Genomic DNA, 16,723 nt, shown 5'->3' on the forward strand with positions numbered 1-16,723 from the left:
TTAACTTAAACGCATTCCAAAGTTTTGCTCAAACCGTTCAGCAAAACTTTCGCTGGTAAATTGATGATTCTGCGTTCCAGGCTGTTCAATTTTAATGGCACCTAATAACGATGCGATTCGACCAGTGATTTCCCAGTCCTTGCCATGCAGAATGCCGTGTAACAATCCCGCTCGATAGGCATCACCACAGCCTGTTGGATCGGAGACTTTTGCCGCTTTGGCGCAAGGAATATCAATGCGTTTGCCTTCAGTATAGATAGATGAGCCTTCAGCACCACGCGTAATGATTAGTGCCTCAACCAGCTTGGCAATTTCATCGGGTGGCAAACCGGTTCTATCTTCAAACAGCTGGGCTTCATAATCATTAAGCGCAATATAGGTTGCCTGCCGGGCAAACTGCAATAAATCCTCACCATTAAACATCGGTAGACCCTGGCCCGGGTCAAAGATAAACGGAATACCGGCATCAGCAAATTGCCGAGCATGTTGAATCATGCCATCACGCCCATCTGGAGCAATAATCCCCAGCTTGATACCCTGAGCTTCACTGATCGAAGTTTCATGGGCCAGGTTCATCGCTCCGGGATGAAAAGCAGTGATCTGATTATCATCAATGTCAGTAGTGATATAAGCCTGAGCAGTGAAGTAATTATTTTTGACGTGTACATGACGACGGTTAATCGCAAACTTATCCATCCACGCGGCGTAGGTACCGAAATCACTACCAACCGTGCCCATTGGAATCGGTTCATCACCCAGCATTTTCATATTAAAAGCGATATTACCTGCACAACCACCAAATTCACGACGCAGCTCCGGCACCAGAAACGACACATTCAACATGTGTACTTTGTCAGGCAAAATGTGATTTTTGAATTGATCCGGAAACACCATAATATTGTCGTAGGCGAATGAGCCACAGATTAGTACCGACATATTTATACCTCTTTTGTATGAATCTGTTGTGTATCAGCAGTAACCGACAGATGACCTTCAATAAATGCAGTTAGATGATGCCCAACAATTTGATTACGCCAACCTTGTAATAATGGCAAATCGGTTTCACCACGAACCAGTCTCTCAATATCCTTGCGGCTGGCCACTGCGATGGGGGTAATCGATTGGTCATCACAGAATTTGCGCAGTAATGCCATCAATGCATCGATCAGCGCTTCCTGCTGGTTACTCAGTGGTTCAGGTTTAAGCAATATCGGCCATTGTTCCGGAGGAGTTTGTTTTGCTTTGCTGATGACTTCAATTATCGCGCGACCGCTACGTTCAATATCTCGAGCTTCAAGACCTCGGATCTGACTGAGTTTTTCAATTTTTTCCGGTGCAAAACGAGCGAGATCCAACATCACTTCATCTTTGATGATCCAGCGTCTCGGCCGATCTCTATCAATAGCCCGTTGCTCACGCCAGGCTGCCAGTTGCTGTAATACGGCAAGTTGCACACCTTTTAGTTTGCCGGCACCGCGAATCTTACGCCAGATAGTCTCCGGATCAGCGATGTAATTATTAGCATTGGCAAGGTCAGCAAAATCTTCTTTAAGCCATTCAGTACGACCTTGTTTTTCAAGATCGGCTGACATTTGATGGTATAACTCACGCAGATATCGAACATCATCAGCAGCGTATTCCAGCTGTTCGGCACTTAACGGACGTTGGGTCCAGTCTGCTCTGGAATGAGCTTTATCCAGATTCACATCCAGTCGTAATTTAACCAGATTGCCATAACCAATCTGATCACCATCGCCCAGAATGGTGGCGGCTAATTGTGTATCAAACAGATTCTGTGGCAGGGAGTTTTTTAATAAATACAGTAATTCGAGATCTTGTCTTGCAGCGTGGAAAACCAACGTTATTTGCGGTTGATACATAAGATCAAGCAAAGGCGATAGATCTTTGATGGCGATAGGATCAACGCAGGCAATGACATCATCATTGGCAATCTGGATCAGGCAAAGTTGGGGGTAATAGGTCTTCTCGCGCAGGAATTCTGTATCAATAGCCAGCCATTTACTGTGCTGAATATCCTGGCAAAATTGCGTTAACGCCTCATCCGAATCAATGTAAAGAACAGTCATGTTATCCAGCTAAAAAAGCAGGCAGTATAACTGTTTTTAGAGGACATTGCGGGCATGCACCCGGCTGACAATATCGTTAATGGCTTCAATGATGATTTCTGGTTGTTCATGCGGAATAGCATGGCCACTTTGATGGGCAAACATATGTGAGCTGATCGGCGAGAGCCTGGACAAATCCTGTTGCAGATGAATCCAGGTTTTCTCCCGTTGTTGTTGGCCTGCATCCCCATACCATTCAGGTTTGCCACGGCTGATGACAATTAAAGGCACCACAGGTAAAGCTGAATTTTTCTGTAATTGTGCTGAACTTTCATCCAGTGCTGAGATTTCAGCCCTGGCAGCATGAAAAGCCCGTTCACGCAAAATTGGTGGTTTATTGGCATGAGCCTGGCTATCGGTAGCTTTTGGCAAAATCATGATAGTGCCGCGGCGATCGAAATTGTTAGGAAGTTTAATCTGAAACTGGTTGTATTGATCTTCATGAGAAGCATCTACTAACACCATGCCAGCGACCATTTGCGGATTATTGGCTGCAAAAATACGGATGTTGTACCCACCAAATGAATGACCCACCAGAACATACGGTGGAGCAATATCAGCCTGTTCAAGTAAAATCTCTAACTCACTGGCAATTCTGTTGCTGGTTCGTGGTGCTGGGCCAAAATCACTCCAGCCGTAACCGGGTCGGTCAAACACACAGATCCGAGCATTATGGGAAACCGCTTGCTGAATTGGCAGCCAGTCAGTTGAATCGTCGCCAAGGCCTACATCAACAATAACAGTCGGGCTGCCAGACCCCGAACAGTGAATATGTAACTGATAGCCACCAACATCAAAGCGTTTGCCGGGAATTGCTGGAAACTCCGCAGCAATCAGGGGTGTGGAGACAGACCAGAACACTAAAAAAGGCCAGATCAACACTTTCATTTGGTGGCTCCAAAAAGGATAACTCGACAGTAAAGTTAAGAGCCGCTGGTGACGCTAAAGTTCCTCTGTAGCAACAGCAGTTTTTTGCAGAATATCGTGTTGCTCAAATGGCCAGTTTAATTCACTGTTATCAGGAAATTTCAACACTGGAATTCGAATGCCATATTGTTCAACCAACAGATCATCATCGCCGATTTCAACGATTTGCAAATTGATCTGAGCAGCATTGGGGAGGGTGTTGACTCGCTCAATGGCAATATCACATAAATGGCATCCTGCCGTGGAGAATAGTTGCAGAGTTATCATTTCTCTCGCAGCCGGGGAATCAGTTCAACAAAGTTACATGGCCGATGTCTTACGTCGAGCTGGTATTGCAAGATGTCATCCCAGCCCGTTTTACAGGCACCGGAAGATCCTGGCAGGCAAAAGATAAACGTTCCGTTGGCCACACCTGCGATCGCTCTTGATTGCACTGTCGATGTGCGGATAATGTCATAGGAGATTTGCCGGAACAGTTCACCAAAACCAACAATCTCTTTATCAAATAAAACCTGAACTGCTTCCGGCGTGCCATCACGTCCCGTCAGTCCAGTACCGCCTGTGGTGATAATAACGTCAACCTGTTCGTCGCAAATCCATTGAGAAATAATGGCGCGAATTTGATAAATGTCATCGGCAACAATCTGTTTATCTGCCAGTTCATGGCCCGCAGCGAGCAATCTGTCCTGTAAAGTCTTGCCGGACACATCATCGGCTTCAGTGCGAGAATCGGAAATGGTCAGTACGGCAATTTTGACTGGGATAAAGGGGCGATCCATATCGAATGGTTCTCATTTAATTTGGTGATAAGCAAGTATAGTCACCATAGCACTTAGGGTCTAGAATGCAACGCAATAGTGAGGGAGTTAAAATAATGAAAAAAATTCTATTAGTCTCAGCCATTTCATCAGCGATCGTTTTGTCGGGTTGTGCTGCTGATGATCCAAATATGCGAACCAAAAGAGGAGCCGCGATTGGTGCAGCCGCTGGTTCAATCATTGGTTATGCAATTGATGATGGTGCAGGTGGAGTTTTAGCCGGTGCTGCTGTGGGAACATTGGCTGGTGCAGGCGTTGGTCGTTACATGGATAATCAGCAACGTGAAATGAAAGAGGCCTTGGCTCAAGAGCAAGCTCGTAATGAATTGCAAATCCAGCAGTTACAGGATGAATCATTAAAAATCGATATTTCTAACGAAGTGTCTTTCGATTTTGACAGTGCTGCGATTAAACCGGCGTTTGAACCGACGTTAAACAAAGTGGCCGACGTGTTACAGCGTTATCCAAAAACCATCATTCATGTTATCGGTCATACCGACAGCAAAGGTTCTGAAAGTTATAACCAACAACTTTCTGAGCGCAGAGCACAATCTGTCACCAATTATTTTGCTGCACGAGGAGTGATGAAAGAGCGCTTGGTCGCAATGGGCCGTGGTGAACTTGAACCTCGTGCCAGTAATGAAACTGAGGCAGGACGCCAATTGAATCGTCGAGTCGAAATTATCGTAAAACCAATTGTTGAGGGACAGGAAGCTGAAGCCTACAAAGCGCCGTAAAGGCACATCAGAAAGAAACCAGGCACCATCACAAGATCTGATTTTTGGTTTGCATGCAGTACAGGCGGCTCTTGAGTCGCCTGTTTCACGTGTGGCGGAAATCTGGGTGGCCGATGAGCGCCATGATCAACGTGTGGAAATTATTTATAAATTAGCCAGTGATTTGGGCATACGTTTACACAAAACCCAGCGCCAGCAACTGGACGATATGGTTCCGGAAAATCGTCATCAAGGCTGTATTGCGCGCTGTCATCCGTTGGCTGTGCTTGATGAAACCGATCTGGATGTATTGCTGGATAATTTGCAGCAAACGCCGTTTTTATTAATTCTGGACGGTGTGCAAGATCCACATAATCTCGGCGCTTGTTTGCGAACAGCCGAAGCGGCTGGAGCACATGCGGTAATTGCACCGAAAGATCGTGCCTCCGGTTTGACGCCGACCGCTATCAAGATCTCCAGCGGTGCGGCCGAACGCTTGCCGTTTATTCAAGTGACTAATCTTGCGCGCGTTTTGCGGGATCTGCAGCAACGTGGGATTTGGTTGGTTGGAACCTCGGGTGATAGTGAGATGAGTCTTTATCAAGCTGATCTCAAAGGACCTTTAGCGATCATTCTTGGAGCAGAAGGGCAGGGTATTCGCCGTTTGACCAGAGATCATTGTGATCAGGTAATGCATATACCCATGCAAGGAGGAGCAGAAAGTCTCAATGTATCCGTAGCTGCGGGCGTGTGTCTATTTGAGGCAGATCGTCAACGTCGCTTGTGAGTAAGTACTAAAATGAAGTAAAATCCGCGATTGCCTTTTAACAGGTAAAACTCCTTGCTTTCTGAAATTTTTCAGGAAGCTGTATAAACCGTGAGGAGCTCAAATTGAGACATTACGAAATCGTGTTTCTGGTCCACCCTGATCAGAGCGAACAAGTGCCCGGCATGATCGAGCGCTATACCCAAACATTGACTACTGCTGGTGGTCAAGTTCACCGTCTGGAAGACTGGGGTCGTCGTCAATTAGCTTACCCAATCAACAAAGTTCATAAAGCACATTACGTGTTGATGAATGTTGAATGTGATGTTGAGCAATTGAATGAAGTTACCACTGCATTCCGTTTCAATGATGCCGTTATTCGTCACCTTGTTGTCAGCATGGACGAAGCAGTTACTGATGCTTCACCAATGATGCGCAAAGACGACGAAAAACCCGTATCACAAGCCTAATCAGGAGATATCACGATGGCACGTTTTTTCAGACGTAGAAAATTTTGTCGTTTCACTGCCGAAGGTGTGAAACAAATTGATTACAAAGACGTAAACCTGCTTAAGAATTTCGTTACTGAAACAGGCAAAATCGTTCCTAGCCGTATTACCGGTACAAAAGCTCGTTACCAGCGTCAGCTGTCAACTTGTGTAAAACGTGCACGGTTTTTGGCATTGCTGCCTTACTGTGACATGCACAAGTAATTTAGCTTCCCAGTTGTAAGGTTAAGATCAAAATAATTATGTTGCGCGGTATAGCTGATTTTGCAATGAAAGGTCGCTGGCAAGCTGCATTTGCAGCGGCTTTGCTATCGGTTGCTGCAATGTTGCTACCGCCACTCAATTATCTCGCTAGCGGGGTAATTGTGTTAGCCACTTTACGCGTAGGTCCTAAAGAAGGTCTACGGGTAATGGCCGCAACATTGGTGGTATTTGCAGTTGTTGCCGGACTGCTCTTAGGGCAGATCTGGATTGCTTTGGCGTTATTACTGACCAGTTGGCTACCGGCTTATTTGGTGACTCTGGTATTAGGATACACTCGATCTCTGGAGCGGGCTCTTTTGGCCGCTGCCGGCGCGGGTATTCTGGTGGTATTGATAGCACATATTTTTCTGCCTAATCCTGCGTTATGGTGGCAGGAAATGTTGGCACCGTTTGTTCAGTTACTGTCAGAGCAATCTGGATGGCAATTGAATGCAGCAGACACCCAAAACTTTCTGGTCCAAATGGCCGGCATGATGACTGGGTTGATTGCCGCAGCAGTTAGCGTCAATATTATTTTGGGTATTCTGATCGGTCGCGCATGGCAATCCGCGTTATATAACGAAGGTGCGTTTGGTAGCGAATTTACCCAAATTACATTAGGTAAAACGTTGGCAATACTGACCGCTGCGCTGATGGCTCTGTCACTGACGCCGATAGCCGGTTCGCTGATGCTGTTGATAGATTGTTTGCCGGTTCTGCTGGTGCTGTTTGCAATACAAGGTATTGCAGTGGCCCACGCTATTGTCCGGGCGAAACAGAAATCAGTTGCCTGGTTAGTGGTAATGTATGTGCTAATGGTATTAATGCTGCCGCAAATGTTGATTTTGACCGCCACACTGGGTGTTTTGGAACAATGGTTTAATTTTCGCAAACGCGCACAAGCGTAATGCGGTTATTTTATAAGCAGTCTCTGACTGCGAATGAGGGTTAGAACGATGCAAGTAATTTTGCTGGAAAAAGTTCAAAAGCTTGGCAATTTGGGTGACGAAGTTAGTGTAAAAGCTGGCTATGGTCGTAACTATCTGGTTCCTGCTGGTAAGGCTCTGCCTGCTAACAAGAACAACAGAGTTAAATTTGAAGAACGTCGTGCTGATTTAGAAGCTGCGGCGGCCAAAATACTCACTGCGGCTCAAGAACGCGAGAAAAAACTGGTAGCAGCCGGTGATGTTGATATCATGGCTAACGCTGGTATTGAAGGTAAATTGTTCGGTTCAGTTACTGCTGCAGATATCGCTGATGCGGTAAATGCTAAAGGTGCTGATGTAGATCGTAACGAAGTACGTTTACCAACAGGTCCATTGCGCCACACCGGCGAATACAACATTGATGTGCAATTGCATGCTGATGTTATCGTCAGTGTAAAAGTCAATATCACTTCAGAAGCTGAACTTGCCGCTATTGCTGCTGCAGAAGAAGCGCGTAAAGCACGTGAAGCTTCACGTGAAGAAGCTGAAGCGATCGCTAAAGCGCAAGAACAAGAGTAATAGTTAGATCAACAGGAGCATAGAGTTTTCTATGCTCCTGTTATTTTGTGATTCAATTGTATTGAATCAAATGCTTGTATAACCAGCTTGGACAATTGCTGTGGAACAGATAACTTATCCAGAAAGCTATCAAGACAGCGCAACTCAGGCCCTGAAGGTACCACCGCATTCAGTTGAAGCTGAACAATCTGTGTTGGGCGGATTAATGCTTGATAACAGTGCCTGGGAACAGGTTTCTGATTTATTGGTTGAGCAGGATTTCTACCGTCACGATCACCAGCTCATTTTCCGCGGCATCGCGGAGCTAATGGAACAAGCCAATCCCGTAGACGTAATCACGCTGGCCGAATGGCATAATCAACGTGGTGAACTCGATAAAGTTGGCGAACTTGCCTATCTCGGCGCGCTTGCGCGCAATACTCCCAGTGCAGCTAATATCAAAGCGTATGCAGCGATCGTTCGCGAACGATCAATTTTGCGTCAGCTGATTCAGATTGGTAATAACATTGCCAATATGGCTTTTACACCAGAAGGGCGCAACAGCGAAGAAATGCTCGACACCGCTGAGCGACGTGTTTTTGAAATCGCTGAAAAAGGCGCAAAACGCGGTGGCGGCTTCATTCAGGTTAAAGATGTTTTAAGTAAAGTTGTCGATAAAATCGATACGCTGTTTGAGCAAGATAGTGGTATTACCGGCCTGCCAACTGGCTTTATTGATTTTGATGATCAAACTTCCGGCTTACAACCTGCTGATTTAATCATTATCGCTGGCCGACCTTCGATGGGTAAAACCACATTTGCGATGAATATTGCTGAAAATGCAGCAATTCACAGTAAACAACCGGTTGCGGTATTCAGTATGGAGATGCCTGCCGACTCATTAGCTATGCGGATGTTGTCGTCATTGGGTCGTATTGATCAGCATCGATTACGCACTGGCCGCCTGAATGATGATGATTGGCCCAGACTGACTTCGGCAATTGCATTGTTGAACGAAGCACCTTTATTTATTGATGATACCGGTGGTTTGACACCATCGGAACTGAGAGCACGGGCAAGACGGTTAAAACGTGAACATGGTTTGAGCTTGATCATTATCGATTATCTGCAATTGATGAGCGGCAGCTCCAATGGGCGGCAGGCCGAAAATCGGACTAATGAAATTTCAGAGATTTCACGTTCGTTAAAAGCCCTTGCCAAAGAATTAAATGTACCTGTTATCGCTTTGTCTCAGTTGAATCGTTCACTCGAGCAACGTCCAAATAAACGCCCAGTTATGTCGGATCTGCGTGAGTCAGGAGCGATTGAGCAGGATGCTGATATTATTGTATTTATCTACCGCGATGAAGTTTACAACGAAGATTCAGCAGAAAAGGGCAAAGCGGAAATCATTATCAGCAAACAGCGTAATGGTCCAATCGGTACTGTCGCATTAACCTTTCAGGGCAAATACACCCGTTTTGAAAATTTTGCTCCTGCATATTACCAACAAGATTACGGTGATAATGAATCGTGAGCCGCTATCCGTTTGCCCGAATTGATCTGGCAGCACTGAAACATAATCTGCAGCAAGTTCGCACCTACGCTCCACACAGTAAAGTGATGTCGGTCATTAAAGCTGATGCGTATGGGCACGGCGTGATTAAAATTGCTGAAGCATTAGATCAAAGTGATGCTTTTGCAGTGGCGAGATTAAAAGAAGCATTACAGCTTCGGCAGCATGGTTTTGAACAGTCAATTACCATTTTTGAAGGCGTCAGCAGTATTGAAGAATGGCGCTTAGCCGCTGAGCTGGGTTTCTCCCCTGTTCTGCATCAACAACAGCAGCTGGACATGTTGTTAGCTGCTCAGATTCAGCAGCCATTACCTTTTATATGGCTAATGCTGGAAACCGGAATGCATCGTTTAGGTTTAGCTGATCAGTCAATTCAACAGATTATTGATCAACTTGAGCAGCGAAAGGATTTGGTTGAACAACTTGGTCTGATGAGCCACTTTGCCAATTCCGATTTACTCAATGATGTGCGAAATCAACAACAATTAGCAGTCATGCAGAAGTTAGCTGCATCCTCTGGTTTAGCTGTTTGCATGGCCAATTCAGCCGCGATTGTCAGTTTGCCAGAATCTCATTATGACTGGGTCAGACCCGGGCTGATGCTTTATGGTGCTTCTCCTTTTGCCGATAAATCCGGTGCAGATCTGGGATTGATGCCGGTTATGCAAATGGTGTCCAAACTGATTGCTACCCAACAGTTACAACCCGGCGATGAAGTGGGCTATGGTGGTCAATGGACAGCAGATAGAGCTATGCGTATGGGTGTTGTCAGTATTGGCTATGGGGATGGTTATAGTCGTCATTTATCCAATACCGGCGAAATATTTATCAGAGGTCAACGCGTACCGGTTATCGGCCGTGTTTCGATGGATACCATCTGTGTCAATTTACAGGAATGCCCACAAGCCCAACTGGATGATGAAGTGATTATCTGGGGGAACGATGTCTTGCCAGTGGAACGGTTAGCCGAAAAAGCCGGAACCATTCCCTACGAATTATTATGCTGTGTGACACCGCGAGTAAACAGGGAGTATAAACATGGCTAAAGCCAAGCGTGTTTATGTGTGTCGTGAATGTGGCGCGCAGACACCACAATGGGCCGGTCGTTGTACAGACTGTGGTGCCTGGAACAGTCTGGAAGAATCGGTGCAAAGTGGTGTTAAACCTTCGACTGTAATGAATAAACATACTGGCTATGCCGGCCAGCAACAAAACACCGTTCAAGCATTAAAAACTATCACTTCAGAACAAGCTGTTCGCTGGTCTACCGGATTACCGGAATTGGATCGTGTGCTGGGTGGTGGCCTGGTTACAGGTTCCGTTGTGTTAATAGGCGGCGATCCTGGTATTGGTAAGTCGACTTTACTTTTGCAAGCCATGGCCAGTATGGCGGAATTAAGTGGTATTAATCCGCTGTATATCAGTGGTGAAGAATCGTTACAGCAAATCCGCCTGCGAGCGGAACGTCTGCAATTGCAGGACACTCCGGTGGATCTGCTGGCAGAAACGCATGCCGAGCAAATGATGGCAATCGCCCAGCAACGCCAACCACAGGTGATGGTTATTGATTCTATTCAGACGGTATTTACTGAGTTGCTACAGTCAGCTCCTGGAACCGTGGCACAAGTGCGTGAAAGTGCCGCGCAATTAGTCAGATTTGCCAAATCCAGTGGCATCACAATGATTCTGGTGGGCCATGTCACCAAACAAGGCGCTTTAGCCGGCCCCCGTGTGTTGGAACATATGGTTGATACCGTGTTGTATTTTGAAGGTGATAGCTCGACGCGTTTTAGAATCTTGCGTGCAGTCAAAAATCGCTTTGGCGCGGTCAATGAACTCGGCGTATTTGCGATGACTGAACTTGGATTGAAAGAAGTCAGTAATCCATCCGCCATCTTTTTATCGCGTGGAGAACAGGCCGTTCCCGGCAGTATGATCACGGTGATACGCGAAGGCAGTAGACCCATGCTGGTGGAAGTGCAGGCATTGGTTGATGAGAGTCCATTGGGCAATCCACGCCGTGTATCTGTTGGTTTAGAACAAAATCGCCTGGCGATGTTATTGGCAATTTTGCATCGTCATGGTGGCATAACCTGTCATGATCAAGATGTGTTTATCAACGTCGTGGGTGGGGTTAAATTAAGTGAAACCGGCGCCGATCTGGCAGTATTAACAGCGGTTATTTCCAGCTTACGTAATAAAGCCATACCGCAGGATTGGGTGGTGTTTGGTGAAGTGGGATTAACGGGTGAAATTCGTCCGGTTCAAGCAGGTGAAGAACGGATACGTGATGCGGCTAAACATGGTTTTAAAGTAGCGTTAGTGCCAGCTGCCAATGCGCCGCGCAAAGCTGTTTCAGGCTTGAAAGTGATTGCTGTACATCATTTGCAACAGGCAATTGATGCGCTTAAAGAAGGTTGGCAGTAATACCGATTTGGTTTAATTATCCGGCATATCCAGCAGAGCGGATAATTCCCGATGCAATAAGCCTTCATCAGCAAGGTTCAGTTCCACCAGTCTTTTTAAATGAGTAATGCTGTCGAGGTCGATCAGTTGGCAGTGAAAACCAATACTTTGTGTATCCATATGAGCAACCTCAGCCTGCATTTTAATGACAATCTGGGCACCATCGAGTAACAGATCAACATTAAAAACATCAGTCAGATTGCCAGACCAATTTTCAGGCCGGGCGATCAGCAAACCGTTGAGCGAGACATCAATTACCCGACAGTTCAAATAGACATCACCATGTGCTGCAATAACATGTGCATCTGCAGCAAACGGAATTCGGCTGAAATATCTGCGTTCATCGGACATCGGTGATCTCCTAATTTATATAAGGCTGATACTATCATTGTTTCATTTCAGGGTCTTTTGATCTTTCATCACCACCACTGCCGGAGGCTCATTTCGTCCAACCAAGCGGAAATTATGCAGTCTAGTTATTCTTCTATATAAGTCATTTCCAATATAGTTGACCAGAATGAGCCCCAGCCCTTCGAGTTGTAATTGAAAAAACCTCACCCGTTGTTGCTCGTTATTCATTTAGAATAACTCTAAACTTCATTCCTCGCGCTTAGTGTGACGTATTTTCAATTCATAACAGGGGCGGCGATGAAAGATCAACAAACCCTAGGAGTCATTGCAGATGTTGTGGGTAAAAGCGTTTCATTTAATGGCGGTGGTCACCTGGTTTGCTGCTTTGTTTTATTTACCAAGGTTGTTTGTCTATCACGCTATGTGTGACGATCAGGCTGGTAACGAGCGTTTTAAAATTATGGAGCGAAAGCTATACCGTGGAATCATGACACCAAGTGCTGTTATTGCCTTGGTATTGGGTATCTGGTTAATGAGTTATTACACGCTGGAGCAATTACAAACCATGCATTGGCTGCATGCCAAATTGACTCTGGTATTATTTTTGTTTGTATACCATGGAATGTGTGGTCGGATGCTTAAACAGTTTGCGGCGGATAAAAATAAACGTAGCCACGTGTTTTATCGGTGGTTTAACGAAATGCCGGTGTTGATTTTAATTGCCGTGATGATTCTGGCCGTTGTAAAACCTTTCTAAAAAAAAGCCCCTGCGAGAGGGGCTTTTTGCTTAATCAAATGATTAATCTATGTATTCAAAAATTTTCACTACTCGTAAAACGCCTTTGGTTGAACGGGCTACTGCGACAGCATAATCTGCTTCAGATCTAGTAACTTTACCCATTAAATAAACAATCCCACGTTCAGTTACCGCTTTTATAAATAAGGGATCAACATTTTCATCCTTAGTCATTTTGGTTTTCACCTTGGTGGTGATCCAGCTATCACTGGTACGTGACGTTAATGCGCTAGGCCCTGAAATAGCTAATTCGTTAAATACCTTTCGCACCTTTGGAATATCTTTAACCAGATTTTCGGCTTTTTGCTTGAGAGCTTCATTAGGTGTTTCGCCAGACAACAAGACAAATCCATTGTAGCTCGTCACATTAATATTACTTTGGCTGTGAATATCTTTGTCCTGAAAAATGGCATATTTAGCCTTCGCTTCAATAGATTGATCATCTAAAACCGCTCCAGCCGTTCGGCGGTCATAAGCTACTGCTGCCGTTGTTGCTGCACCACCGACCACGACAGCCGCGCAAGCTTGCAGCAGCATTATCGGTATCAGTAACATAAAAACCAGTCTAATTTGGTACATGGATTTGTTCCTCGTTGAATGTATGCAGATAAAATCGTGGCTTAGTTTAGTTGAAAAGCATCCCGAATCCACACAATTTTATCTGCTGTGCCGGCACTGATTGCTATGACATCAAAGCGACAATTGAAAGACCATCCGGATTGCATTAAATAATGTTGAGCTGTCGTGATGATACGTGATTGTTTAAAGCTTGTAATACTTTCCAGTGCGCCACCATGTGAGTCATTTCGCCGATATCGCACTTCAACAAAAACCAGAGTTTGCCCATCCTGCATAATCAAATCAATCTCACCGCGACGACAGTGAAAATTACGTTGAATCAGCTTTAACCCTTGCTTTAGTAAATAATCACAAGCTAATTGCTCCGCCTGTTTTCCAGACTGGAGATGTTCTGCCATCAGCTTTAATCTCTTTGCAGCGGTTCAATCAATCCATTACGAATAGTGGCAATCGGCATCAAACGTTCAATCTGACCCTGTTTATTAATCGACAGTTCACCTGTGGCACCCTGATATTTTTCATCTTCAGAACTGCTCATGGCTGTCAGGAAAGGAATCATTCGATAGGCATCGACACCTAACGCAGCCAAACGCATAAATGAACCTACATCACCACTGGCTTGCCGACGAACGGCTGCATAGGCAGGATCCTGTTCCGACTGTTCGGTGAACATCCATGGAATATCGGTAAAAATCAAACCATTCAAATCGATGTCCTGTTGGGCATTCGCCTCGCCACCATAGGCATGTGAAGTAGCCAGAATTGGCAACTGACCTGAACGATGGAAACGTAATTGTGTGACTAATTGACGGGCTTTCAACGGCCTGCCAACGATAAACATAAAGTCCACATCCTGACGTCTGCGTGGTTCAAACTCCAATGATTGTCCTAATGTTCGGCGGAGGTTCTGATAACGCTGATTACTGCTGTCAACTCCCAATATGGGCGTCAAAATGTGCGAATAGTCATTCTCTGCTTCATCATATTTGGCCCGGGTGACCAGCTGACCGCCTGAAGCTTGCCATTCATCTGAAAAAGCAGCGACTACCCGGTCGCCCCATTCACTGCGTGGACTTAATACGATGGCCCGTTTATAGCCCAGTTTTTTGGCATAGTCAGCCTGACTACGGGCATCATCTTCAGGTGCCAGAGCAAATTGGAAAAAGTTGGTATTTTCGACATTCTGGCTGATTCGATTGAGTGCCAGCACTGGAATAGATAAAGACTCATATGCAGCCAGTATTTCAACAGACAGCTTATCTAAAGGCCCGATAACAATGTTCGCACCATCTGCAACTGCTTTGTTGTATTGGGTAATAACATTATTGGAGTCGGGAGTGTTGCCGGGACGCACATCATAAAACTGCAGGCGAACATTAGAACGCGCATTGAAATGTGCGGCAATGATGCCCTGACGGATGGCCTGTGAGGCGTTTGCTGCAGGGCCGGAGTCAGGTAACAGTATGCCAATCAAATTCAGTTGGTCTGGAAGACGGACAGGGGCCTTAACGGTTTTCTTTAACTGCTCAACATTGGCGGGATGATTTGGATAACTGAATTCCCAATCCTCGATGGCGACTTCCATGGCTTCTGGATTGTTTTCATAAGCCTTAACAGCATAGGCTAAGGCAAACCAGCCACTATCTTCAGCAGGTGGTTGACCGGGATTGTATAAATCTAAAGCCTGAGGCGTCATTTTCATTAATGTCTGCCACAGTGCGACATGATTGTTTTCACGAGCACTTTCCGGCAGCATCTTATCAAGTTTGATATGAGCCAAGGCTTTTTCCAGCCAGTTTTCAGTCAAATCGTAAGCGGTGATCCGTAACTCCAGAATACGTTTTTGTTGGGCAGTATTCGTTGAAGCGAGATCGATTTTATCCAGATGCTGCAAAGCACTTTGTCCATCAAGATTTAATACAGCAATATCGGCGCGTAATAAGTGGGCTGTTAATTGTTCACGTGAGGTCAGTTGTTGCAGATTGGTTTCAGCAAGCAGGGCCTCGGCTTCTGCAAACTCACCCAATTCATAGTGCATGATGGCGGCACGGTATTGAAACGCTGATTTCAGCGCACCTTCAGAATCTGCTGCTTTAGCCAGATAGTCTTCAGCAGCTAAAGCATAGTCGCCTTGTTTTTCTGCTTCCGAAATCAAGGTCGTCATATCAGGACCAGAAGGTTTCGTTTCCATGGATATCGGCTGACAGGCGGATAGTGTCAAAAGAGCCAATAAGATAAGCAGGGCGGAAAATCGTTGCGTCATAAGCTACATCAAATTTAGTTCGGAGAAGGCATCATCTTACCTGTTCGCGTATATTACGACCAGAATCAATATTTCTTTTCAGGATATCAACCGTGAACGACGCTACAGCCGCACTTTATATTGTTGCCACGCCAATCGGAAATCTGGCGGATATTTCAGCGCGCGCTATTGAAGTTTTGTCTTCAGTCGATTTGATTGCTGCAGAAGACACACGGCACAGCAAATATCTGCTGCAGCATCATGGTATTGAAACTTCCACCATTTCGCTGCATGAACATAATGAGCAACAGCGCAGTGAACTACTGTTATCGCGTATTGCTGCTGGTGAATCGATTGCCCTGATTTCAGATGCGGGTACACCGTTAATAAGCGACCCCGGGTTTCGGCTTGTCAATATGGCACGTGACCAGGGCATCAAAGTTATTCCTGTTCCGGGCGCTTGTGCTGTTATTACCGCACTGTCTTCTTCCGGATTATCCGCTGAGCGCTTCGCCTTTGAAGGATTTTTACCTCCTAAAGCAACTGCACGCCGACAAGTTTTACAAAAGCTGGTCAATGAACCCCGTACCTTGATTTTCTATGAAAGCCCTAAACGCATGGTAGCCAGTCTGCAAGATATGCTGGCTGTGTTTGGTGGTGAGCGAAAAGCATGTCTGGCACGCGAACTGACAAAAATGTTTGAAACCATTGTCACTCTGCCTTTGGCTGAGTTGGTCGAGGTTGTGCTTAATGATCCCAACCATCAAAAAGGCGAGATTGTTTTACTTGTTGAAGGCCAGTCAACTGTGGTGGACAGTGATGAAGCTGAGCAGACTCGTGTATTGCAGATTTTATTAGAGGAGGTGCCATTGAAGCAGGCGGCAAGTATTACGGCATCTATTCTCGGCATCAAGAAAAACAAAGTCTACGACATGGCGTTGAAACTTCAGCAAAAATAAAGCTGCTCCGGTAAAATAGTCAGTTGAGATGGCCAGACAATCGCGCTTGATGTCCGCAAGGATTCAGAGTGAGGAAAGTCCGGGCTCCATAGGGTAAGGTGCCAGGTAACACCTGGGGGACGCAAGTCCACGGCCAGTGCAACAGAGAGTAAACCGCCTGAATGT

The 16,723-nt window shown here is 45.7% G+C and carries 20 protein-coding genes and 1 pseudogene; 11 read left to right on the forward strand and 10 right to left on the reverse strand.

Annotation, left to right across the window (positions count from 1 at the left end):
- From Q7V21_RS11095 to moaB, 5 genes are read right to left on the reverse strand one after another with little or no spacing between them, the layout of a single operon-like run.
- Entirely contained in the window at positions 1-936 is a 936-nt protein-coding gene (locus Q7V21_RS11095; RefSeq protein WP_304917357.1) for a carbohydrate kinase family protein, read from the reverse strand.
- A gap of 2 nt (positions 937-938) precedes the next feature.
- Positions 939-2,087, reverse strand: a complete 1,149-nt coding sequence (rnd, locus tag Q7V21_RS11100) for a ribonuclease D (protein WP_304917358.1) — start codon at positions 2,085-2,087, stop codon at positions 939-941.
- 36 nt (positions 2,088-2,123) lie between these two features.
- On the reverse strand, positions 2,124-3,014 hold the full coding sequence (locus tag Q7V21_RS11105; protein WP_304917359.1) for an alpha/beta fold hydrolase: 891 nt from the start codon (positions 3,012-3,014) through the stop codon (positions 2,124-2,126).
- Positions 3,015-3,068: 54 nt separating this feature from the next.
- On the reverse strand, positions 3,069-3,320 hold the full coding sequence (locus Q7V21_RS11110) for a glutaredoxin family protein (protein WP_304917360.1): 252 nt from the start codon (positions 3,318-3,320) through the stop codon (positions 3,069-3,071).
- Complete coding sequence (gene moaB, locus Q7V21_RS11115) at positions 3,317-3,832, reverse strand: molybdenum cofactor biosynthesis protein B (protein WP_304917361.1); 516 nt, start codon at positions 3,830-3,832, stop codon at positions 3,317-3,319. The genes Q7V21_RS11110 and moaB overlap by 4 nt, the downstream gene beginning before the upstream one ends.
- Before the next feature lie 95 nt (positions 3,833-3,927).
- On the opposite strand from moaB, the gene Q7V21_RS11120 reads away from it, so the two are divergent.
- The 9 genes and pseudogenes from Q7V21_RS11120 to radA all read left to right on the forward strand — a co-directional run bounded on the left by Q7V21_RS11120 (position 3,928) and on the right by radA (position 11,592).
- Entirely contained in the window at positions 3,928-4,608 is a 681-nt protein-coding gene (locus tag Q7V21_RS11120) for an OmpA family protein (RefSeq protein ID WP_304917362.1), read from the forward strand.
- A gap of 40 nt (positions 4,609-4,648) precedes the next feature.
- The gene (rlmB, locus tag Q7V21_RS11125; protein WP_370654061.1) at positions 4,649-5,374 is read left to right on the forward strand and encodes a 23S rRNA (guanosine(2251)-2'-O)-methyltransferase RlmB; all 726 of its coding nucleotides are present in this window, start codon (positions 4,649-4,651) and stop codon (positions 5,372-5,374) included.
- A gap of 104 nt (positions 5,375-5,478) precedes the next feature.
- Positions 5,479-5,823 carry a 30S ribosomal protein S6 gene (rpsF, locus tag Q7V21_RS11130; protein ID WP_069296734.1) on the forward strand — a complete coding sequence of 115 codons (345 nt, stop codon included), beginning with the start codon at positions 5,479-5,481 and terminating at the stop codon, positions 5,821-5,823.
- Between the two features lie 15 nt (positions 5,824-5,838).
- Entirely contained in the window at positions 5,839-6,066 is a 228-nt protein-coding gene (gene rpsR, locus Q7V21_RS11135; RefSeq protein WP_014706206.1) for a 30S ribosomal protein S18, read from the forward strand.
- Between the two features lie 38 nt (positions 6,067-6,104).
- The gene (locus tag Q7V21_RS11140; protein ID WP_304917363.1) at positions 6,105-7,013 is read left to right on the forward strand and encodes a DUF2232 domain-containing protein; all 909 of its coding nucleotides are present in this window, start codon (positions 6,105-6,107) and stop codon (positions 7,011-7,013) included.
- A gap of 48 nt (positions 7,014-7,061) precedes the next feature.
- Positions 7,062-7,505: pseudogene (gene rplI / locus Q7V21_RS11145) on the forward strand (50S ribosomal protein L9); the annotation flags it as partial.
- Between the two features lie 205 nt (positions 7,506-7,710).
- Positions 7,711-9,126 (forward strand): replicative DNA helicase, encoded by a 1,416-nt coding sequence (gene dnaB / locus Q7V21_RS11150; protein WP_304917364.1) that lies wholly within the window; start codon positions 7,711-7,713, stop codon positions 9,124-9,126.
- Positions 9,123-10,211, forward strand: a complete 1,089-nt coding sequence (gene alr / locus Q7V21_RS11155; RefSeq protein ID WP_304917365.1) for an alanine racemase — start codon at positions 9,123-9,125, stop codon at positions 10,209-10,211. The genes dnaB and alr overlap by 4 nt, the downstream gene beginning before the upstream one ends.
- Positions 10,204-11,592: a DNA repair protein RadA gene (gene radA, locus Q7V21_RS11160; RefSeq protein ID WP_304917366.1), complete on the forward strand. Its 1,389-nt coding sequence runs from the start codon at positions 10,204-10,206 to the stop codon at positions 11,590-11,592. The genes alr and radA overlap by 8 nt, the downstream gene beginning before the upstream one ends.
- Positions 11,593-11,604: 12 nt before the next feature.
- Here the strand turns inward: radA and Q7V21_RS11165 are convergent, their stop codons facing one another.
- Both Q7V21_RS11165 and Q7V21_RS11170 read right to left on the reverse strand, forming a co-directional pair.
- Entirely contained in the window at positions 11,605-11,982 is a 378-nt protein-coding gene (locus tag Q7V21_RS11165) for a PilZ domain-containing protein (protein WP_304917367.1), read from the reverse strand.
- Between the two features lie 42 nt (positions 11,983-12,024).
- Positions 12,025-12,210, reverse strand: a complete 186-nt coding sequence (locus Q7V21_RS11170; RefSeq protein WP_304917368.1) for a hypothetical protein — start codon at positions 12,208-12,210, stop codon at positions 12,025-12,027.
- 97 nt (positions 12,211-12,307) lie between these two features.
- On the opposite strand from Q7V21_RS11170, the gene hemJ reads away from it, so the two are divergent.
- The gene (gene hemJ / locus Q7V21_RS11175) at positions 12,308-12,739 is read left to right on the forward strand and encodes a protoporphyrinogen oxidase HemJ (protein ID WP_304917369.1); all 432 of its coding nucleotides are present in this window, start codon (positions 12,308-12,310) and stop codon (positions 12,737-12,739) included.
- 42 nt (positions 12,740-12,781) lie between these two features.
- Here the strand turns inward: hemJ and Q7V21_RS11180 are convergent, their stop codons facing one another.
- The 3 genes from Q7V21_RS11180 to Q7V21_RS11190 all read right to left on the reverse strand — a co-directional run bounded on the left by Q7V21_RS11180 (position 12,782) and on the right by Q7V21_RS11190 (position 15,548).
- Positions 12,782-13,315: a BON domain-containing protein gene (locus tag Q7V21_RS11180; protein WP_304917370.1), complete on the reverse strand. Its 534-nt coding sequence runs from the start codon at positions 13,313-13,315 to the stop codon at positions 12,782-12,784.
- A gap of 83 nt (positions 13,316-13,398) precedes the next feature.
- Entirely contained in the window at positions 13,399-13,755 is a 357-nt protein-coding gene (locus tag Q7V21_RS11185) for a YraN family protein (RefSeq protein WP_304917371.1), read from the reverse strand.
- A gap of 5 nt (positions 13,756-13,760) precedes the next feature.
- On the reverse strand, positions 13,761-15,548 hold the full coding sequence (locus Q7V21_RS11190; protein WP_304917372.1) for a penicillin-binding protein activator: 1,788 nt from the start codon (positions 15,546-15,548) through the stop codon (positions 13,761-13,763).
- Positions 15,549-15,712: 164 nt separating this feature from the next.
- Between Q7V21_RS11190 and rsmI the strand changes: the two genes are divergently transcribed.
- Entirely contained in the window at positions 15,713-16,558 is an 846-nt protein-coding gene (rsmI, locus tag Q7V21_RS11195) for a 16S rRNA (cytidine(1402)-2'-O)-methyltransferase (protein ID WP_304917373.1), read from the forward strand.
- The last annotated feature ends 165 nt before the right edge of the window (positions 16,559-16,723 follow it).

The organism is Methylophaga sp., from assembly GCF_030651745.1.

Excerpts from the sequence above, each read along its gene's own strand:
- Q7V21_RS11095 (WP_304917357.1), bottom strand. The coding sequence starts at position 936 with ATGTCGGTACTAATCTGTGGCTCATTCGCCTACGACAATATTATGGTG.
- rnd (WP_304917358.1), bottom strand. The coding sequence starts at position 2,087 with ATGACTGTTCTTTACATTGATTCGGATGAGGCGTTAACGCAATTTTGC.
- Q7V21_RS11105 (WP_304917359.1), bottom strand. The coding sequence starts at position 3,014 with ATGAAAGTGTTGATCTGGCCTTTTTTAGTGTTCTGGTCTGTCTCCACA.
- Q7V21_RS11110 (WP_304917360.1), bottom strand. The coding sequence starts at position 3,320 with ATGATAACTCTGCAACTATTCTCCACGGCAGGATGCCATTTATGTGAT.
- moaB (WP_304917361.1), bottom strand. The coding sequence starts at position 3,832 with ATGGATCGCCCCTTTATCCCAGTCAAAATTGCCGTACTGACCATTTCC.
- Q7V21_RS11120 (WP_304917362.1), top strand. The coding sequence starts at position 3,928 with ATGAAAAAAATTCTATTAGTCTCAGCCATTTCATCAGCGATCGTTTTG.
- rpsR (WP_014706206.1), top strand. The coding sequence starts at position 5,839 with ATGGCACGTTTTTTCAGACGTAGAAAATTTTGTCGTTTCACTGCCGAA.
- Q7V21_RS11140 (WP_304917363.1), top strand. The coding sequence starts at position 6,105 with ATGTTGCGCGGTATAGCTGATTTTGCAATGAAAGGTCGCTGGCAAGCT.
- radA (WP_304917366.1), top strand. The coding sequence starts at position 10,204 with ATGGCTAAAGCCAAGCGTGTTTATGTGTGTCGTGAATGTGGCGCGCAG.
- Q7V21_RS11165 (WP_304917367.1), bottom strand. The coding sequence starts at position 11,982 with ATGTCCGATGAACGCAGATATTTCAGCCGAATTCCGTTTGCTGCAGAT.
- Q7V21_RS11170 (WP_304917368.1), bottom strand. The coding sequence starts at position 12,210 with ATGAATAACGAGCAACAACGGGTGAGGTTTTTTCAATTACAACTCGAA.
- Q7V21_RS11180 (WP_304917370.1), bottom strand. The coding sequence starts at position 13,315 with ATGCTGCTGCAAGCTTGCGCGGCTGTCGTGGTCGGTGGTGCAGCAACA.
- Q7V21_RS11185 (WP_304917371.1), bottom strand. The coding sequence starts at position 13,755 with ATGGCAGAACATCTCCAGTCTGGAAAACAGGCGGAGCAATTAGCTTGT.
- Q7V21_RS11190 (WP_304917372.1), bottom strand. The coding sequence starts at position 15,548 with ATGGAAACGAAACCTTCTGGTCCTGATATGACGACCTTGATTTCGGAA.